The organism is Laceyella sacchari (genome assembly GCF_024927925.1).
GTDB lineage: Bacteria > Bacillota > Bacilli > Thermoactinomycetales > Thermoactinomycetaceae > Laceyella > Laceyella sacchari.
This window is the reverse complement of the sequence record NZ_CP103866.1, coordinates 496,364-513,891: the sequence shown is the minus strand read 5'-3', so window position 1 is coordinate 513,891 and position 17,528 is coordinate 496,364. Positions and strand designations below refer to the sequence as shown.

General features: G+C 50.9%; 16 protein-coding genes. 3 read left to right on the top strand and 13 right to left on the bottom strand.

Features of this window, described 5'->3' with window-relative positions; all coding sequences use genetic code 11:
• Positions 1 to 109 precede the first annotated feature (109 nt).
• The 3 genes from NYR52_RS02765 to NYR52_RS02755 all read left to right on the top strand — a co-directional run bounded on the left by NYR52_RS02765 (position 110) and on the right by NYR52_RS02755 (position 2,501).
• On the top strand, positions 110 to 442 hold the full coding sequence (locus tag NYR52_RS02765; protein WP_132219572.1) for a hypothetical protein: 333 nt from the start codon (positions 110 to 112) through the stop codon (positions 440 to 442).
• A gap of 2 nt (positions 443 to 444) precedes the next feature.
• The gene (locus NYR52_RS02760; RefSeq protein ID WP_132219571.1) at positions 445 to 810 is read left to right on the top strand and encodes a hypothetical protein; all 366 of its coding nucleotides are present in this window, start codon (positions 445 to 447) and stop codon (positions 808 to 810) included.
• 278 nt (positions 811 to 1,088) lie between these two features.
• A complete protein-coding gene (locus tag NYR52_RS02755) occupies positions 1,089 to 2,501 on the top strand; it encodes an alanine/glycine:cation symporter family protein (protein ID WP_158283265.1) in 1,413 nt (470 codons plus the stop codon).
• 57 nt (positions 2,502 to 2,558) lie between these two features.
• Here NYR52_RS02755 and NYR52_RS02750 read toward each other — a convergent pair whose 3' ends face one another.
• The 13 genes from NYR52_RS02750 to NYR52_RS02690 all read right to left on the bottom strand — a co-directional run bounded on the left by NYR52_RS02750 (position 2,559) and on the right by NYR52_RS02690 (position 17,528).
• Positions 2,559 to 4,076 (bottom strand): chitinase, encoded by a 1,518-nt coding sequence (locus NYR52_RS02750; RefSeq protein WP_375163169.1) that lies wholly within the window; start codon positions 4,074 to 4,076, stop codon positions 2,559 to 2,561.
• A 349-nt stretch (positions 4,077 to 4,425) separates the two neighbouring features.
• The gene (locus NYR52_RS02745; protein ID WP_132219568.1) at positions 4,426 to 4,971 is read right to left on the bottom strand and encodes an isoprenylcysteine carboxyl methyltransferase family protein; all 546 of its coding nucleotides are present in this window, start codon (positions 4,969 to 4,971) and stop codon (positions 4,426 to 4,428) included.
• Positions 4,968 to 6,044, bottom strand: a complete 1,077-nt coding sequence (locus NYR52_RS02740; RefSeq protein ID WP_259436224.1) for a type III polyketide synthase — start codon at positions 6,042 to 6,044, stop codon at positions 4,968 to 4,970. The genes NYR52_RS02745 and NYR52_RS02740 overlap by 4 nt, the downstream gene beginning before the upstream one ends.
• 232 nt (positions 6,045 to 6,276) lie before the next feature.
• Entirely contained in the window at positions 6,277 to 7,269 is a 993-nt protein-coding gene (locus NYR52_RS02735; protein ID WP_259436223.1) for a helix-turn-helix transcriptional regulator, read from the bottom strand.
• 178 nt (positions 7,270 to 7,447) lie between these two features.
• Entirely contained in the window at positions 7,448 to 7,780 is a 333-nt protein-coding gene (locus NYR52_RS02730; protein ID WP_022737752.1) for a hypothetical protein, read from the bottom strand.
• A 278-nt stretch (positions 7,781 to 8,058) separates the two neighbouring features.
• Positions 8,059 to 8,370 (bottom strand): hypothetical protein, encoded by a 312-nt coding sequence (locus NYR52_RS02725; RefSeq protein WP_259436222.1) that lies wholly within the window; start codon positions 8,368 to 8,370, stop codon positions 8,059 to 8,061.
• Between the two features lie 71 nt (positions 8,371 to 8,441).
• Positions 8,442 to 11,060: a type IV secretory system conjugative DNA transfer family protein gene (locus NYR52_RS02720; protein ID WP_259436221.1), complete on the bottom strand. Its 2,619-nt coding sequence runs from the start codon at positions 11,058 to 11,060 to the stop codon at positions 8,442 to 8,444.
• A 109-nt stretch (positions 11,061 to 11,169) separates the two neighbouring features.
• Positions 11,170 to 12,297 carry a peptidoglycan DD-metalloendopeptidase family protein gene (locus NYR52_RS02715; RefSeq protein ID WP_259436220.1) on the bottom strand — a complete coding sequence of 376 codons (1,128 nt, stop codon included), beginning with the start codon at positions 12,295 to 12,297 and terminating at the stop codon, positions 11,170 to 11,172.
• Positions 12,281 to 12,850, bottom strand: a complete 570-nt coding sequence (locus NYR52_RS02710) for a hypothetical protein (protein ID WP_259436219.1) — start codon at positions 12,848 to 12,850, stop codon at positions 12,281 to 12,283. Before NYR52_RS02710 ends, NYR52_RS02715 begins: the two co-directional genes overlap by 17 nt.
• A gap of 21 nt (positions 12,851 to 12,871) precedes the next feature.
• Positions 12,872 to 14,347 carry a CD3337/EF1877 family mobilome membrane protein gene (locus tag NYR52_RS02705; protein WP_132219561.1) on the bottom strand — a complete coding sequence of 492 codons (1,476 nt, stop codon included), beginning with the start codon at positions 14,345 to 14,347 and terminating at the stop codon, positions 12,872 to 12,874.
• 45 nt (positions 14,348 to 14,392) lie between these two features.
• Positions 14,393 to 16,873, bottom strand: coding sequence for an ATP-binding protein (locus NYR52_RS02700; RefSeq protein WP_132219560.1), 2,481 nt, complete (start codon positions 16,871 to 16,873; stop codon positions 14,393 to 14,395).
• Positions 16,870 to 17,268 carry a TcpE family conjugal transfer membrane protein gene (locus NYR52_RS02695; protein ID WP_022737745.1) on the bottom strand — a complete coding sequence of 133 codons (399 nt, stop codon included), beginning with the start codon at positions 17,266 to 17,268 and terminating at the stop codon, positions 16,870 to 16,872. The genes NYR52_RS02700 and NYR52_RS02695 overlap by 4 nt, the downstream gene beginning before the upstream one ends.
• Positions 17,265 to 17,528 (bottom strand): hypothetical protein, encoded by a 264-nt coding sequence (locus NYR52_RS02690; RefSeq protein ID WP_211341876.1) that lies wholly within the window; start codon positions 17,526 to 17,528, stop codon positions 17,265 to 17,267. The genes NYR52_RS02695 and NYR52_RS02690 overlap by 4 nt, the downstream gene beginning before the upstream one ends.

The window sequence follows — 17,528 nt, the reverse complement described above, 5'->3', positions numbered from 1 at the left end:
TAATGAAAATAGGAGTTTTCTACACTAGGAGGTGCCTGGAATAAAATACAGCACGTATGCATTCCAGGTACAAGGAACAGGATGATCAGACGAGAGGAGACTGTCTCGCATGTCTAGAGCATTTGCCCGTGAAGAACTGATCTCCGCCAATGAATTGAAAGAGATCAGCAAAGACCAATTATTTGAAGAGAAACTGCACGCGTTTCAAAAGTTGGGGTTGGTGCACAATAACGAGCTTCGCGCCGTCATTTTAGATATTAAAGCGTATGAGCAGCTGTTGGACCGTTTGGAAGAATTGGAGAATATGCATGAAGACTTGCGCCTCGCCGATGAAATGGCTGAACGCCTCCAAATTGCCAGCACCGAATGGATCGAAAAATCCCCCCATCAAACCCGACTCCAGTTTCTATCACAACTGGCCGAAACCAAAAGGACTCCTTGACGATGAAAGAGGTTTACCATCCATGCTTCCGTGATGATCTCGCATTTCTGCACACGGTGCTGGGAAAAAAGAAATTTCAAGAATGCCTGATACAAATCGACCGTGCCGTTGAACAGGTCCTGCGCAACCCAACCAAGGCCGCTTTGCTCAAATATCCCCCACTTACCGGATTCCGCAAAAAAAAATTTTTCTCCATCGGCCGACCGCGCAAACGACAACGCCCCAACATGCGCTTACTGTACCGCTATGTGCCCGCTGAGCAAACCATCTACTTCCTGTCTGTCGGATTGCGCATCGCGGAGCGCCCCCGTAATCCCAACGATGTCTATTCGCGTGCCCGGGAACGCGATTTTTCTCGCTGGGAATAGGCAGAATATTATAACACTGCACACCTCTAGCCGATAGAGGATGTTGGCCCGTTACTCACACGATCAGTTGGCCGACATCCTCCGTTTATGGCCTTCCTTGGAAAATCCCCCTGCCCCCACATCTCGCTTCACGTAAAACAGAAAACGGCCTGACAACCACTATTTGTTGTAGAATATCAGTCAGTTTGTAAAATTAATCCAATGACTTAGTAAAACATTTATGATATAAAAGAATTTGGTAAGGTTGTGTCTTTTTTATGAAAAGAGGTGACGAGATCGTGGAAATGCTAGGGCAATTGGTTACACAGATTAATGACTTTTTATGGACTTATATCATCATTACCTTGTTGATCGTCTTGGGATTGTATTTTACATTTCGTTCAAAATTCGCCCAATTCCGCTTTGTCGGTGAAATGATGCGTCTGTTGGGCGAAGGGCGCGGCAACAACAAGAACGGAATCTCTTCCTTCCAAGCGTTTTGCATCAGCACTGCCGCGCGCGTCGGTGTAGGTAACATCGCGGGTGTGGCAACGGCGATTGCCTTGGGCGGCCCGGGCGCAGTCTTCTGGATGTGGCTGATCGCGCTGGTCGGAGCGGCTTCGGCATTTGTAGAAGCGACGCTCGCCCAGATCTATAAAATCAAGGACGGAGACACATTCCGGGGCGGACCGGCCTACTATATGGAAAAAGCCCTCGGACAACGTTGGATGGGAATCTTGTTCGCCGTTTTGATCACCATTTGCTTCGGCTTGGTTTTCAACGCCGTGCAAGCCAATACGATCACGGTGGCCTTTGAATCCAACTACGGATTTGACCGCGCCATCTTCGGTTTGGTCCTCGCCGGCACATTTGCTTTCATCATCTTCGGTGGGGTGAAACGGATCGCCAAAGCGTCTGAGCTGATCGTTCCGGTTATGGCGATCGCTTATATCCTGTTGGCACTATATGTTGTTGTAACGAACCTGTCTGCGATTCCCACGGTCTTCAAACATATCTTTATGGGTGCCTTTGGTTTGGAGCAAGTGGTAGGCGGTGGTATTGGCGCCGCGATGATGCAAGGGATCAAACGCGGCCTTTTCTCCAACGAAGCGGGAATGGGGAGTGCACCCAACGCTTCGGCCACAGCGGATGTAACCCATCCGGTAAAACAAGGATTTATCCAGTCATTGGGCGTGTTTGTAGACACCTTGCTCATCTGTAGCTCCAGTGCCATGATCGTGTTGATCTCCGGAGAATTCACCAATAGCGAACTGCCGGGTATCGTCATCGCCCAAAACGCCCTGAGCGCGGAAGTCGGTGCGTGGGCCGGACATTTCCTGTCTTTTGCTATCTTGTTCTTCGCCTACTCCAGCTTGATCGGTAACTACTACTATGGCGAAACCAACATCGAATTTATCCGCAACAGCAAAGTATGGCTGACCATTTACCGCTTGGCCGTCGTCGGCATGGTCATCTGGGGTTCAGTCAGCAAGGTGCAAATCGTATGGGATATGGCCGACTTATTTATGGGCCTGATGGCGATCACCAACATGGTGGCGATCGGCTTGTTGGGCGGCATCGCCTTTAAAGCGCTCAACCACTATATTGAACAAAAAAGAGCAGGCCTTGACCCTGTCTTCTATTCCGACAGCCTCCCCGGCTTGAAAGGGATTGAAGTGTGGGAAAAGAAATCTGACAAAAAAGCAGGCTAAACCGCCTGTGAAAAAAACGCCCGCCAGTGGGTTTGCACTGGCGGGCGTTTTTCTTTGTTATTTCAACGAATCAAGCGAATTGCGAACGGGGTTGGAAAACGCATGGCCGGAAGCGGCATCCCAATTGATCGACCAAGTCATTACACCGCGGAAACCGGGGTAGCCACCCGTTTTGACCAGCTTGTACGCTCCACCGTACGATTGGCCTTTCACCAAGTACTTCAACGCCTTATCAATGTTGTCCGGAGTGGTGTAACCACCCGAAGCCGCTGACGGACTTGCCGGCAAGCCGATCGCCACCTGATCTTCTCTTAATCCCGGGAACACGTTGTTCGGATTGTTGCCCACCGGGAACCCTTGCAACAGCATCTCGGCCATGGCCACTTGGAAATCAGCCGTCCCTTGTGTATAACTCTTGCCGTCTAAGCCGACCATCGAACCAGAATTATAATGTTGCACATGAATGAAGGTCAACTTGTCCCGAAGCGCATGGATCACCGGCAAGTAAGCGCCCCAAGGACCACCGTATGACAGGTATCCCCCTTGCACATAAGCCGTTTCCGGCGCCATCGTCAACATAAAATCACTGCCGAACGAGTCACAAATGGATCGAATGGCGTCAATCATGTTTACAATGATGGGGGTAGTTGGATGCTTAAAGTCCGTATCCCCGGACCCAACCGCAAGGGAACTGCCTTCCAAATCGATATCCATACCGTTGAAACCATAGGTTTGAATAATGTTTTTCATTGAATTAATGAAGTTTTGTTTGGCGGTCGCATCATGGAGTTGAATATGACCATTAGCCCCGCCAATCGAAATCAACACTTTCTTGCCCATCTGTTTGAGGCGAGCGATGTCGGCTTTAAATTGTTCGGGTGTCGCATTATAAGGAGTAAATTGCATATGCCCAGGAGCTTGTCCACTTGGTTCAGCGAACGCCACTGGAATCACGTCATATTTGCTTGACACCTCCCCCAGCTTGAGCGTGGTGGAGCCATTGTCAAAATTATGCCAGTATCCGATCAACAATTTGTCGCCAGCTGGTGCGCCACCCCCGTCATCCGAGGAATCAGTGGTCACCGTCACACTATTGCTCGCACCGGATCGATTGCCAGCCGCGTCCTTCGCTTTGACCGTAAAAGTATAAGATGTGTTAGCACTGAGCCCCGTAACCGTGTATTGCGTCTGGTTGCTTACACCTGCCAAGTTGGCGCCGTTATACACTTCATAGGCGACCACTCCCACATTATCCGTGGACGCTGTCCAAGACAAGCTGACACTGCTTGCCGATTTGCCAGTCACTTTCAAATTAGCCGGAGCACTTGGTGCCGTAGTATCATCAGAGCCGGAAGAAACCAGCTTCCACAGCGCAGGCACATTTGGCGGTTCCCAGCCAGGCAACGATGTATGCGATTGCAAGCAGGAATATACATTCCCCTGATATGTCACCTGATCCCCCTGCTGATAATTAACATGGGGCGCCCATTCACTGGCGGCGAAAACGCCGATGGGCAAAAGAGCAGCCAATAGCAGGATGACAACCGACAATGCATATAAGCGGCGTTTGTTCATTTCCATCCCCCTGTTCATCCCAAGATATAGATAATGTTTTCAGTATTTTAATAAATCTTTCTATTTTTATTTAATCATATCCCTATTCAGAAAACAATGATTTATCTTATCATCTAGTTGTTATAACAACTATCCAAATAAAAAAGCCACTCTTATTAAAGAGTAGCTTCTTTACCAGCAATCATCATTTGTCTTATTGCAGATTTACCATCTGCATCGCTTCCCGAACTGGCTTATAGTGATCGCGGTCAGTATGCATGCAAATAATCATGCACGATGTCAACGCATCACTACTCACCCAACGGCTCTCGCCTTCATCAAGCATCCGGTTTCACACGGCCAGCCTTTCTCACATCCGCCGTGTCGGCATCCGCTCTTCATAACATGTCCATTCTCGCCACGCCCGTTCTTCAGCCGGAATTCGCACGCCAAAGAGGAGGAACGCATTAAACACTGACACCACCACCATGGTTACAAATGCCCCCAACATCAAGGGTAAACAGATTAACTCCATGATCACCACCAGATAATTGGGATGCCGCAGGTATTTGTACGGCCCTTTTACCCGCGGTTCTTGCCCCGGGACGAGCAGGATGCGCGTATTCCAGCACCGCCCCAACGAACGAATACACCAGATACGCGCCACTTGCGCCAACACAAAAATGATGAACGGCACCATCCACCATGATGGCGGTTGTGCTCCATATCCCAAGCACTCCACAATTAGGCCCACAAACAGCAAGACGTGAACCGTGACCAGCAACGGATAATGCTCCCGTCCGATTTCAACCGCACCCTTCGCTTTCATCCATCGAGCATTTTTCTCCGCCATCCAACACTCACCGAAGCGTTGCAGGATCACAAACAGCAACAGTCCCCATTCCCATTGATTCATCTCTCTCCCCCCTTCGCTTGTAATAAAACCATCTCCAAGCTGAATCCCGGCCCCAAAGCGGCCAGCAACCCCCGCTCTCCCGGAAGCAGCGGTTGGCGCATATCTTGTTCCAGCACAAACAAGACTGTGGCCGAGGACATATTGCCGTATTGCTTCAACACCCGGTAGGCACTCGCCAACTTGTCGGGGGACATGCCTAGCGCTTCCTCATAAGCCTCCAGCACCTTCTTCCCGCCTGGATGCATATATAAGCGGTCAAGCCGGGGGACGGTCAACTGATGGGTAGCCAAAAACGGCTCTAACACCCCTTTGACTTCTTGCTTGATCAAAGTGGGAATGTCCCTGGAAAAAATCACCTTCAACCCATCATCCATAAAATCCCAACCCATAACATCTAGCGAGTCCGGCCAACAATAGCTGGCAGCATCGGTAACTTCCCAGTAAGCCCCATCGGATCGAGCTTCTCCTGTCCCTTCCTTTACCAGAACGGCAGCCGCTCCATCCCCAAACAGCGACGTGGCTACTAAGTTGCTTTTGCTACGGTCTTGGCGGCGGAAAGTCAAGCTACAACATTCTATCGACACCAACAGCACGCGGTCGCCGGGGCAAGCTTTGGCAAGCGCCGCAGCCCGTGCCAATCCCGCCGCTCCCCCGGCACAACCCAGCCCCCAGATCGGCGTGCGTTTCACATCGCTACGCAAGCCCAAGTAATTAATCAGCCTGGCGTCTAAACTGGGGGTAGCCATGCCGGTCGTGGAGACGACCAGCAGATGGTCAATTTCATCCAATGTGATATCGGTTTGCGCCAAACAACGCTGAATTGCTTCAGCGCCCAGACGACATGCTGTTTCTACATACGCTTCATTTTTCTCTTGAAACGAATGGTCCCGCTCAAACCATTCAAGCGGTTTGCTCACATATCGTGTGGCTATGGCCGTGTTTTCAAAGATCTTTAACAGCCTTTCAATACCTGGAAAAGTCTCTCCAAACAGACGCTTCGCAAACTGTCTGGCTTCAATCTGACGGAGTTCGTAGGGCGGAACAGCGGTTCCCACTGCAATGATTCGCGGCATAATCCAGCCTCCGATTTTCCTTTGTTTTCCATTAGCATCCCCTGATTGGGCCAAGCTATGCAAAAACTCCCTAGATTAGGGGAGTTTCGTGAGGAAAGCAAAAATGCACCTGTTTATCAGAGACTGCCTAGAGTTAGTTGTTGCACTTCTGCCCATGATCTCGTGAGGAAAGCGTTTTTTGCATCGGCGCCAATGCGCTCACAGGGAGACTAACGTTTGTACCTCACCCAGCTCAGGGAAGTTGAAGTTCGCCTTGGCCGTCCATTTGCCGCCCGTAGTGTCGCAAGACCGCCTGCGCCATTTTGATGATTTTCGTTCGGAGCGCGGCCGGGGCACGCACCCGTATCTGATCAGCAAAACCCAATACATACTCTGCCGCCTCTTGTTCTACATCAAACCACAAGGTGGCAGGAATCCAGCCATCTGGCAAGGGGGTGTCCGTTTGAATCTCTTTAACAATGCGTCCGCCAAACCGAAGTCGCTCTACAATCGCCGGGGACAACTCCACTTCAATCCGATATTGCGGAAGCTTTTCCACAAAGGCTTGTTTCGACTCGTGCCAATAATCGGCCAGCCGAAATGAGGCAGGGCGGATGAAGGTTTCCTCCAACCGATCCACCGCTTGGATGCGGCTCATCCGGTAGGTGCGCATGCCTTCTCCAGTCCGCGCGACGACATACCACTTGCTTCCCATCGCCACCAAGCCCAGCGGATCGATCTTCCGCTCCACGATGTGCCCGTCTGCGCGTTCATATCGCATGCGCACCCGTTGCTCACGCCACACCGCCTGTTGTATCTCCCTAAAAAACCGGCCCCTGTCCGTGGTCTGCCTCCATGTGCTGGTATCAACATAGATGCGTTCCCATATCTGCTCTGCTGCCTGGCGATAAGCACTTGGCATAGCGGCCATCAATTTCTGCCGCGCCAGCCGTGCTTGCCCAGCTATCCCCAAATCTTGCAACACATGTAGTGAAGGCGCAATAAACAAAGACGAAATCTCTTCCCGATTAAGCACCGTCAACTTCGCACGAAAATCATCCAAGAGGCGCCAACCCCCGGTTTTTCCCCGTTCGGCCACAACCGGGATACCAACCGCGCTCAAAGCATCCATGTCACGGTGAATCGTGCGCACGGAAACTTCCAAGGCTTGTGCCAGCTCTTTGGTGGTCATTTTCCCGCGTTGCTGTAGAAACAATAAAATGGAAAGCAACCGATCCGCCCTCATGTTCCCACCTCCTGTCAGTCACATCCAGTGCGTGCCACCGAACTTCCCCTGTTTAAACAAGAAAACCAGCCTGCTCCCTGATGGCGGACTTATCCTCAATCCTATAGATCATGTTGCCCCACACCCTTCGCTCCAAACAAAATAGCACCCAAACCCCATCGGTTGGATGCCATCACCCTTAAAAAGACAAAAGGAAACTGTAATATATCGTCACAAAAAGCATGAGCAAAAACACCATGCTGTAAAACTGCGTGAAGATCCGCAAAGCTGGCGACTGCACCCGCTCTTTAACCAGAGCAAGAATTTTGCGAGCCAGCCACACAAACGGCGGCACCAAGAAACCCAAAATGAACACATGTACCCATCCAACATACAACGTGCGTTGCCACTGGGTCGCTTGCTCCATCGAAAAGCCAAGCCACATGAGCATACCCCACCGGCCAGCCAAAAACACCGCAATCAAGATGACGTAATATACCATCCACTTCCGTTGCACAGACCAACCCTCCATCTGCGAATTCATCCTTGTCAGTATAACAGATGAAGCGCTTCAGGTATATGGAGTTGCCGAACACAGCTTACGGCTGTAGGCTTGAAGGTGGTGTTGAGCCTGCACTTTTGGTCGCTTTAGCGGAAAATGGCATCGTTATTGAACCTTGGGCGCGGGCAACCATCGCATCTCAGATTGCCCGCTTTCGACTCAGCCGGTTCCCTTTATTCTATGCGCCCTTCCTGCTACTTTTGAAACCTTCAAGAAACACGCCAGAAAGCTTATATTTGGTGGTTAGGTTATTTTTTGATATACGTCATCAATTTCCAAACAACCAAGCGCAATAAGCCCATGATGACAGCGGCTACCGTGCTCGTCAGGATGTTTTGATCCATATGAAAGTGAAACATAGAAAACCCTAGTACCACCCAGGCAATAGTAATACTAAGTGTGGCCGACCAGAACAGTAAAGCGCAAAATACGACAAACGAAATCACCATAAGCGAGGTGGATTGGATGGAACTTCCCACCACATAAGAAATGAACGCGACTTCCACAAATAGGATGACTGACCGAAACAAATGGAATATCGCCTTAAACATATTGAACATCGTCTTCGCCTCCACCCCTCGGTCTCTTGGTAGCAAACCGATCCCGGCAGGCGCGGGATCGGCAGTCTCTTTTAATTCGCTGATTCGGAGCGCTTGTCAAAATAGAGGGACTGGTTCATATATTCGGCGATTTCGCGATCCACTTCTTCGATTGGACGAACTTCGGATGACTCCTTCATGATCTCCAAACCCCACTCCAGTCCCCACTGCAAGGCATCATCTTTCTCCTTGGTGCGGTGATCTGCCACTTTTCCATCGGGCCGATAGACCACCGGCGGTTCATTCTGCACGACACAGGTGGTCACATCACTGCGTTGGCGCCGCTTTGAGCGGATGTATACGGCGGCGTGCCGTTCTGGCAATTTCTCCAAGAAGCTGGATGTAACATGTTTACGCGTAATGCTTTCCACTTCGTCCGACCCTTCTGTTTGTCCGCAACTCAACACCATCCCAATATTGGACCGGATGGCCTGCATCAATTCCTCGTTGTTGAAATGGTCGATTTCACGCGTGATCAATCCCATGCCAAACGGATACTTGCGGTCTTCTTGCAGGATTTCCGTCAGTAGCGGAATTTGCACCAAGTGCACTTCATCCACCATCATCAAATGGAATTTGGAGCCTGTGGTTCGTTTACGGGCTACTTGGTAATACTGGTTGATCAGCTGCCCGATGGTTACCAGGATGTCATAATCTTTGAGCCCGTAAGTATCAAACATCACCAGATGGCCTTCATCCATGTATTTATTGATATCCAAGCTCATCTCTTTCTGGCAGAACAGCCGGCGCATGGTCGGACTTTGCAGCAAACGGTCAATCCGGTGCAAAACCCGCTCCGCCTCCCGCTTTAATTCCGCTTCGTCTACATTGGCCCAGAAGCGCTTGACATAAGGGTCCTGCACGTTTTGAATCACTTGGTTGCGAAACGCTTTGTTGCGGAAAATATCATCAATGCCCAAGATAGTGTGCGTTTCACTATCTTCCAACAAACTTTGGATTGCCATCGCCATGAGGCGTTTGGAGCGGGACAGCGCCTCATCCGCTTCTTCAAACGTCACCAGCACCGTCGCCAGCTGTTCAGCCAACTGGTTGGTCGACATTCCTTCAACTTTGTGCAACAAGTTTAATGACGGAACATGGGTCGCATCGTGGGTGAGGTTGAAATGGTGAATCTTCTCTTTTGGTATATTCACCCCTACCTTCTCGGCGATGCGCAGTCGGTTCTCGATGATGGGAATGATCTCCCGTGCCGGGTCGATGATGGTGAAGCCTGGTGCTTCATCGGGGTTATCGAACCACTCATCCAAAATGGATTGAATCATTTCCACGGCCAAGCTTGATTTTCCCATCCCGCTGGCCCCGGTCAAGATGAAGTGTTTGCTGAGCTGTTCGTAGTGAACGCGCACTTCCCGCTGTTCGAGCGGATGATGGATTTTCCCGATCAAGACGCCTTCGGTCCATTCATCTGGCTTCAAAGAGCGTTGGTTGTCTTCCAAGTGCACGATATAACCGCGCGTGTCAGGGCCTTCTTCCTTCGCTTCCTGGTAAATGTAGTGATTAGACGGCGGAATATGCAAAAGATTGGCAATCTCATCCCCCGTCCACGTCATAATCGTCCAAGGATATGGAATCGGAACCAAATTGTTGTCTCTCAATGGATTCCACCAGTCATGGCGGATGAATTGGATCGCTCCATCGTATTTGAGCGCCGTTTCCACTGATTCAGCGGTAGAGCGCACGACAGAGACGGCGTTTTCAGAATTAGACCAGACCGACAATCGCACATGAAAGCTCAGTTCCCGCCCGGTGAAGCGTTGCACCAAGCTGACACGGCGGGAGCGCTCTTCCGGGTCCATATCTTTCGTTTTTTTCCGCTTCAAGTCATCGACAGCATCTTCCGTCCGCTCCTCCACCTCTTTCCAGCTGACAGGAGAGAATTGAAGATCCAGATACGTTCCCGGCCGCAAACAGTTCAATATGCTACCCAATTGACTCTGTTTCTTCTGACTCAACGAAGCGAGCGGCAACCCTTTGTTCTGACCAATCTTAAAGATAAAGTGTCCACCCGAACCACCTTTGTCCGGTCCCGGGAATTGCTCCTCCGGGATATCATGCAGTTCTGCCGCGGGATAAACACTACGTAGCGTGTCTTTCACACTGTTTTCCTTATCCCCCGGATAAGCGAGATAAATGCCGATCTCCTTACTGTTTGCCGGCAGAGCAAACCGGAGTCGAAACCATGGGCGGCCGTACCGCAGGCGCATCCGGATGGGACGAACCATGCCCCCAAATGTTCTCGTCAATTCTTCTATTTTATCCAGGTCCAATTCGATGCGATTAGACGGCAGAATCCGCAAGTAACGCACTTGCTCCTCCGCCCGTTTCCGATAATGGGACTTGGTCATCAGCTGAGTACCGACAATCGCTCCAATAATGATAATCGCTAAGAGAATGACGAGCGGAATCCAAGATGACAATTGGCCGCCAAGCCATTGAAAAGTGTTACTGACCGCTTCCGTCGCTTCCTCGGCCTTTCCTCGCTCACCAAACAGTCCCTCCAGGAACCGCCAAACGTACAAGACACCGATCAACAGACCTAAGCCGAGAACGCCAAAGAAAAAATATCTTGCGACAAGGCTGAGCTGGTCATTGCCGCCTTTTGGAACTTTATTCCACTCACCGAACAACATACTCCCACCTTTCTGCCGAAATGCCCACTTCATTGTCACATTTTCGACAAACATATCCTTTTACAAATTCGCCATCTAGCATGAGACAACCTCTACGCCATCTGCCCGCTCACTGCTTCACCACCAAGCTAGGGTCAATCAGCTGCCCGTTCTTCCGCACCTCAAAATGCAAGTGCGGGCCGGTGCTCCATCCGTTTGACCCCACCAAGGCGATCACTTGCCCCTTGGAGACTTTTTGGCCGACGCGGACTTTGACGTCTTCAGGGTACATATGCGCATACAATGTACGAAACCCATTGCCATGGTCAATGACCAACATCCACCCGTAACCGCTGGCTTCACGCGACTCCGCCACCACGCCTCCGTCGCTGGCCAAGATCGGGCTGCCCGCTCGGTTGGCGATATCTAATCCCTCGTGATAGGTGTACACTTTCTTTATTGGATGAAAACGCATGCCGAAGGGAGATGTGATGCGTCCCCCTGGCACGGGCCAAACAAATTGGCCAGTTGAAATCCCGGTTCCTCCCGCCGTCAGAACAGGGTGGGCAAACGAATCAGCATACCGTTTAACCTTCAACACATAATTCTCATAATCATGGTTGTAGCGCCAGATGGACCCCTTCCTGCCAAACCAATCTTCACCTTGGCTGTGATTGGCCGCCAAATAATTGGCTGTGGCGTAAATGGCATCAACAGGATCATACGGATCGGCCTTGCCATCCCCGTTGCCATCCACCCCGTAACCGCCGTATTTAGCGATGAGACTCGGGTCGGTGATGTCCACAGAATCAGGCAAATCCCCGAGCGCTGTTCCCCCCGGATAAGACCAGCCGACCCACGTTTTATCCATAAACTGGGTATGGCCCTTCGCTCCCACCGAACTCACACTCAAATCTTGGCCAAAGTTGGTTTCCACCTTGTGGATAGCGGCTAAAATATGCCATGGCACCCCATACTTCTTGGCAGCCGCTTGATATATAGGCAGATATTTTTGCGCCACCTGCGGGAAGCCTTCCGCCACTTCCCATTGTTCCACTTCGCTCCCCGTTTGTCCCTCAGTAAAGAGATTCAAGAAGAGAAGTCCTAGTAGTGCACAGACAAACAGAAAGAAAATCCCCCCACCAGCCAAGATGGAAAGAAACAGCACTTTCGCTTCACGGCCGGTTTTTTCTTTTCTGCCTTGAATGATGTACGGCTTCTTGATCGTGACGGTCGCTGGTCTACTCGAAGTTGCCACGTGCTTGCGCCTCCTCCACTACCCAGCGCTCCCCGTCAGCGCTTAAGAGCAGCTGGTAAATCCGCTCCACCGGCAGGGACTCCTTCGGCCCTTTTTCCAACACGATCACTTCCGCGAGACAGGAAACGCGATGTGCCACCGCCTCACAATCCATTCTGCCTGGTTTGGAGAAAGCCGTGGACACCGTGTCTTCTGGCGAACGGGACTGGGTCGCCTCTTGCTCCAACACCGCATAGTGGAAAGGCGTAGTCAGATTTTTTAGTGACGCCAGCCAAGCGTCTCGTTGTTTAAAATCTACCGTCGTATAAGCTTGAATAAACTGTTCGGCGACCCGTTTCGCCTGTGCCACCTCTTCAGGCGTCACCGAAGTAGACTCCGTGTCAGACCCAACTTCGGCCACCGGCTCCTGGGTTGGGCGGGAGGTCTGATCAGCGCCTCCCACCCAACCGAGCCAGATGAGCAAATACTTAACTGAAAATCCGACGACCAAAAATACGCCGAGCACCAACGCAAACAATTTGCGGCGACCACTGGGCAAATCTGTATTAAACATGGGTTGCGCCCTCCTCTTTCCCTATTTGCGCAACTTGATTTTCCCCGCGCGCGCAGCCAGATTTTCCGTATATTTCGTAACATAATTGATTGGCATCTCAATATTGAGTTCACCTTTAAAGTTATCCATTTTGCCCATCGGCGCCTTCATGATGCTGAACAGTTCATTCCGCTTCCAAATCACGCCGACCACCAAGATCAATTGCATGGCGATGGTCCAGATATACCCCACCTTGTCAGGAGGGTTCATTGCGTAGAGAAATTGGGAAATGGTAAGCAGCATACTGAAAAAAACGCCGACGATCAATTTGATCAGTTGATACCCGATAAACCGTTTGAACCAGTTTGTTGCCACCGACGACCAATTGGGATTAAGAGCCATCAAGAACGCAAACGGAGCGAACAAAGCGATCAGCACAAACATGAATTGGTAAACAATCATCGCCCCGGCGATGATAAAGAAAAGCAAGCCTAAGATCAAATGGGATATGCAGAGCAGCAACAACAGGGTCAACCGCTCAAATACACCCATCGTCGTCACCATCGGATTGGGTTCGATGCCCCGCTCACTGCTTCCCGTCTTCTCATCGATCACCGCTTGTTTTCGGGCACTACTACCCACTTTGTGATTCAAGATCTTGTTAATCCGTTCTGGCGTAATCTCTTTGTCTATCGACGTCTTGCCGTATTGCAGCATGATATACGGCTCGTAAACCATCATGTTGTACAACTTGTCAGCAATGATCAGCGAGGAAACGTCAGCAGGATAAGTCACTTCCTCATCGCTCAACTCCGCTTGGAAATCGATTCCTACACCCATCACCTCTTGGCTAAGGCCACTACTGATGTCATTGAAATAACGCATCACCCCGCCCGCGTTGGCGAAGAAGGCCATTCCCAAGATCAGGATCACTACGCTGGTAATCATCGATGACAAGGCATCTTGCGTCTTCTTCTTGATGATCCCTTGATAAGCGATAACCGCCCCGGCGATAATGATCATCATCAACAGAAAATTGCCCATCAAACCGGTCTGGCCGTACCCACTTCCGTTGAATCCGGCCAATTGCTGCACCGCTTTTTCCACTGCATCAGCAAACTCGTCGACAATATCAAGGGAAAAAGCGTTCTCTACGATCAAGATGACAGTGAAGTTCCATGAGAGCAACGCTTGCCACACCAAATTGTTTACATGGTGCATCATCATATAGCCCGAATCGGCGGCCAAATCATACAATTCCCAAGCTTGCCGTTCCTCCAGGGTCATCTCCAGCGAATAGCGACTCGGCTTGTACTTGGCAAACTTCGTCTCATATCCTTTGGCTTTGGCGCGATCAATCTTTTCCTCTGGGAAAATCGTGAGCAAGTCACTAACCAAGTTGAAACCTTCAGATTCTTGCTTCGTCTCCTCCGCATAGACCACGCTTCCGCTTCCTGCACTGCCTCCCATGATTAAGAGAGTAAGAAGGAAGACAGCGATCCATTTTCTCCCCATCATTGCGTCTGGTCCCCTTCGTTTCAAGCTATCCAACCACAACCCTCTTCATTGGCGCACCGCTTCCAACCCCGGCTGTTTGCGTGAGCCCGGACGGGTGTCAAACGCCGTGAACAGGCGTTCTTCCAATACGCGAATCTCCACTTCATTGACGCGCTTCTCCAGATCGGACATCAGGCACATCCCTGTAGGCAAGTTGCGGATGGTCTCAATGTTGTTTTCATCCGCTTCAATCCCCAAGATTTGACATGCCGCTTCCGCTTCTTTGGTGTCACGGCAACGAAACACAAACCGGCACCCCAGATTGGATCGAATCTCTTCACCCAGCATATCTTTGGCATTTTGGCTGATCAGGTAGATCGCTGCGTTTTTGCTCCGCCCGGTGCGCACCAACTCCTCCAGGATCGCTCGGCCTTCCCGCACTTTGGCCAACCGCCATGATTCATCGAACAACACCAGCTTGAACTCACTGGACGGCTGGTTGGAAAAACGGCGGGAAAAGTCCGAAATGGCCATTAAGAGTGCGATGGCCATGCGTCCAAAGTCAGTTTGGCTCTCCTCCGGCAATTTCAAATCCTCCACCTGTAAGATGGTGAGCGGCAACGACAAATCAATTGCCTTCTGCGTTCCATCGCCAAACAGCAACTGTCCTTGCCCTGAGGTGGCCAGGTAACTCAGCACATCGACAATCTCTTCCAACGAATCCTGCCGCTTTTCCGGCGCTTCACGCAATCCCGCTTTTAGCGTTTCAATCACTTTCATCATGGACGGCCGCTCCGCATGTTGCACCACATGGTCCACGGCTTTGCCGATCACAATCGCTTCATAGGTGCCATCTGCGGCGCGAGCGAGGAATTGAAGAATGCGTTTGGCCGTTTCCGTTGCGGCAGATCGATCCTGAATGCTGTGCGCACCCATCAACGGGTCCAGTTTGCCACGGTCCTCCGCACTGGCCCGCAAAGTGACCACACGGGAGATATCCTTCAATTCTGGCAAGTATTCAGGCCAGTGCGCCCGTTCATCTTTCGGGTCAAAGATCAACACTTTGGCCCCCGACAGCAGGGCTTGATATGCCAGGAGATTAGCCCCCAACGACTTACCTGCACCCAGCGATCCGATAAATGCGGCAGAAGCGGTCGTGCTCAACTTTTTATCTTTGGGACCACGGTCATGCTGGAAGAAAACGGGCAAATTTTGCGACATGCCGATGAAATGCCCCTGCCCGTCACCCAGTTGCCGTGTCGCCCCAATCATGCTGGCGCCGACTGCGGCCGGGTCCATGAAGTGAACATAATCAGTGATATACCGTTTGGCGCCAGGTATGAATTCATTGAAAGCCCGCCACTGGTCTCCATACGGCACCTCTACTTGGATCATCATGTCGCTGTACATGTCGCGCACGGTTTGGATGCGCAAGTTCAGCTGTTCTTGGTTGGACGCGGACACGCAAAGCACAATTGATGTATTGATCAACGGAAATTTATCGGTGCGTAGGTTACTCTCCAGTTCGTTGGCCTCTTGGCGGCTGCTCAAAATGTGGTAGGAGGTTTCTTCTCCGCTTTCAACCGCATGTTCATCTTCTGCTTTCAGCTCTTTTTTCTTATTCAGCACTTGTGACAGTGCCTTCCCGTACTCAATCGTCTCTGTCCTGACCGAGGCCTCCACTGGAAACGATAGTCGCTGCAAGCAATACAACCATTCCAAACCGGGGAACGGAGCCTTGTCGGGAATATGAGACAAGGTAAGAAAGGCCATGTACCCTTGTTTCGCCTGGTTGCCAATAAATTGTTCCACCACCAGTTGCCGTCCGTGGGAGTCATCGAACCGGCCTTCTGCCAATGTGAGGATATCGCGCCCTGGCCGTTTGGCCTTCTTGCCTTTCACCTCTACCGGCACCGCTTGCGGCACCCAATCTTTTCGCCGTGGTGTGTCAGCAATTCCCCGGTAAAACCCTCGTCGGATCAACCACTCCAAATCCGCCGGATCGACCCGGCGCGCGCGCAAAAAGCTGTTAATCCGGGAGTAGATCAACTCTTCCTGCACTTGGTAAGCTTCAATCTCCTCTTGGAACACCTCCGGCATATCCGTTCCTGCTTGGTTGTTGAGGTACCGTCTGAAATCTTTCCAAATGTAGCTGAGCTCGCCGAAAAACGACAACCCCTTGACAGTGGTCGGTTTCAACTTTACCCCGATGAAAAAGCGGTGTTGATGGATGTCTTTGCCTCGTAAATGGTCGATGGCCGTCTGAATGTGACGCTTGCCAGCCTCCCGCAATCCATCACACAGACGCTCCTCCATCGCTTGGCGATGCTCTTCCAAGCTTTGGTATTCGGGTACGACCAGTGCATGCGTATCAGCATGAATGTTCCAATAAAAAGCCTCCAGATTTCCATGGAGGCTTAGTTTATCGTCATTGGAACGATAGTCGTAGTTGAACGGCTGCAGTTCATAGTAAGCATAGACAGAGCCTTCCGTGCCAAACACCAGGTTTTGTTCAAAATATTTGACGGGAAATTGGATGCGCGTCATTCTTGATCCCCCCTGGTTGTATTGCGATAAGGTACTACACCTTCGTATTGGTAATATTTTTGCTTCGGCCGCTCAATCTCTTGGTAACGCGCAAAATGGTGAGGAGCGAAAAAATGCTCCACCACCCGCAGGAGAAAGCGGTGGGGTGCTTTGCCATCCAATGTCTTACGAGTGAAAAACCAGGCCACTAAGGCTGGAATCCCGATAAACTTAACCAGAAAGTAGTCAACCCAACTGATGGGAGGAACACGGTTAAGGATAACCATGATAATCAAGGTTCCGACGAAAAATGCCATCTGCCGGTATGACACCGGCAGCGGCAAATGGACTCCCTGAATGGAGTAAACGGTTTTCTCAATGCGAAAAACTTGATTGTAGACGCGAATTTGCTTCATTCGAGGACAGCCTCAAACAACCAGCGGAATCCATCGGAACCCAGCGAAGAAACCATTTCCGGCTGGAATATAAACACACTCACCAGCATCGCGAACAAAGCAAAGCCGATGAAAGCTGTGAACGCCCTCTTCCAGAACAACGTCAAACTGATGAAAATCACAGCCAAAAAGAAGATCGAACCAATCTCTCCACCCAGCGTTTCCTGCAGTTTTTTCCCCGGAGTATCGGCCAACAACAACATTGTGCTTAAATTCATCAT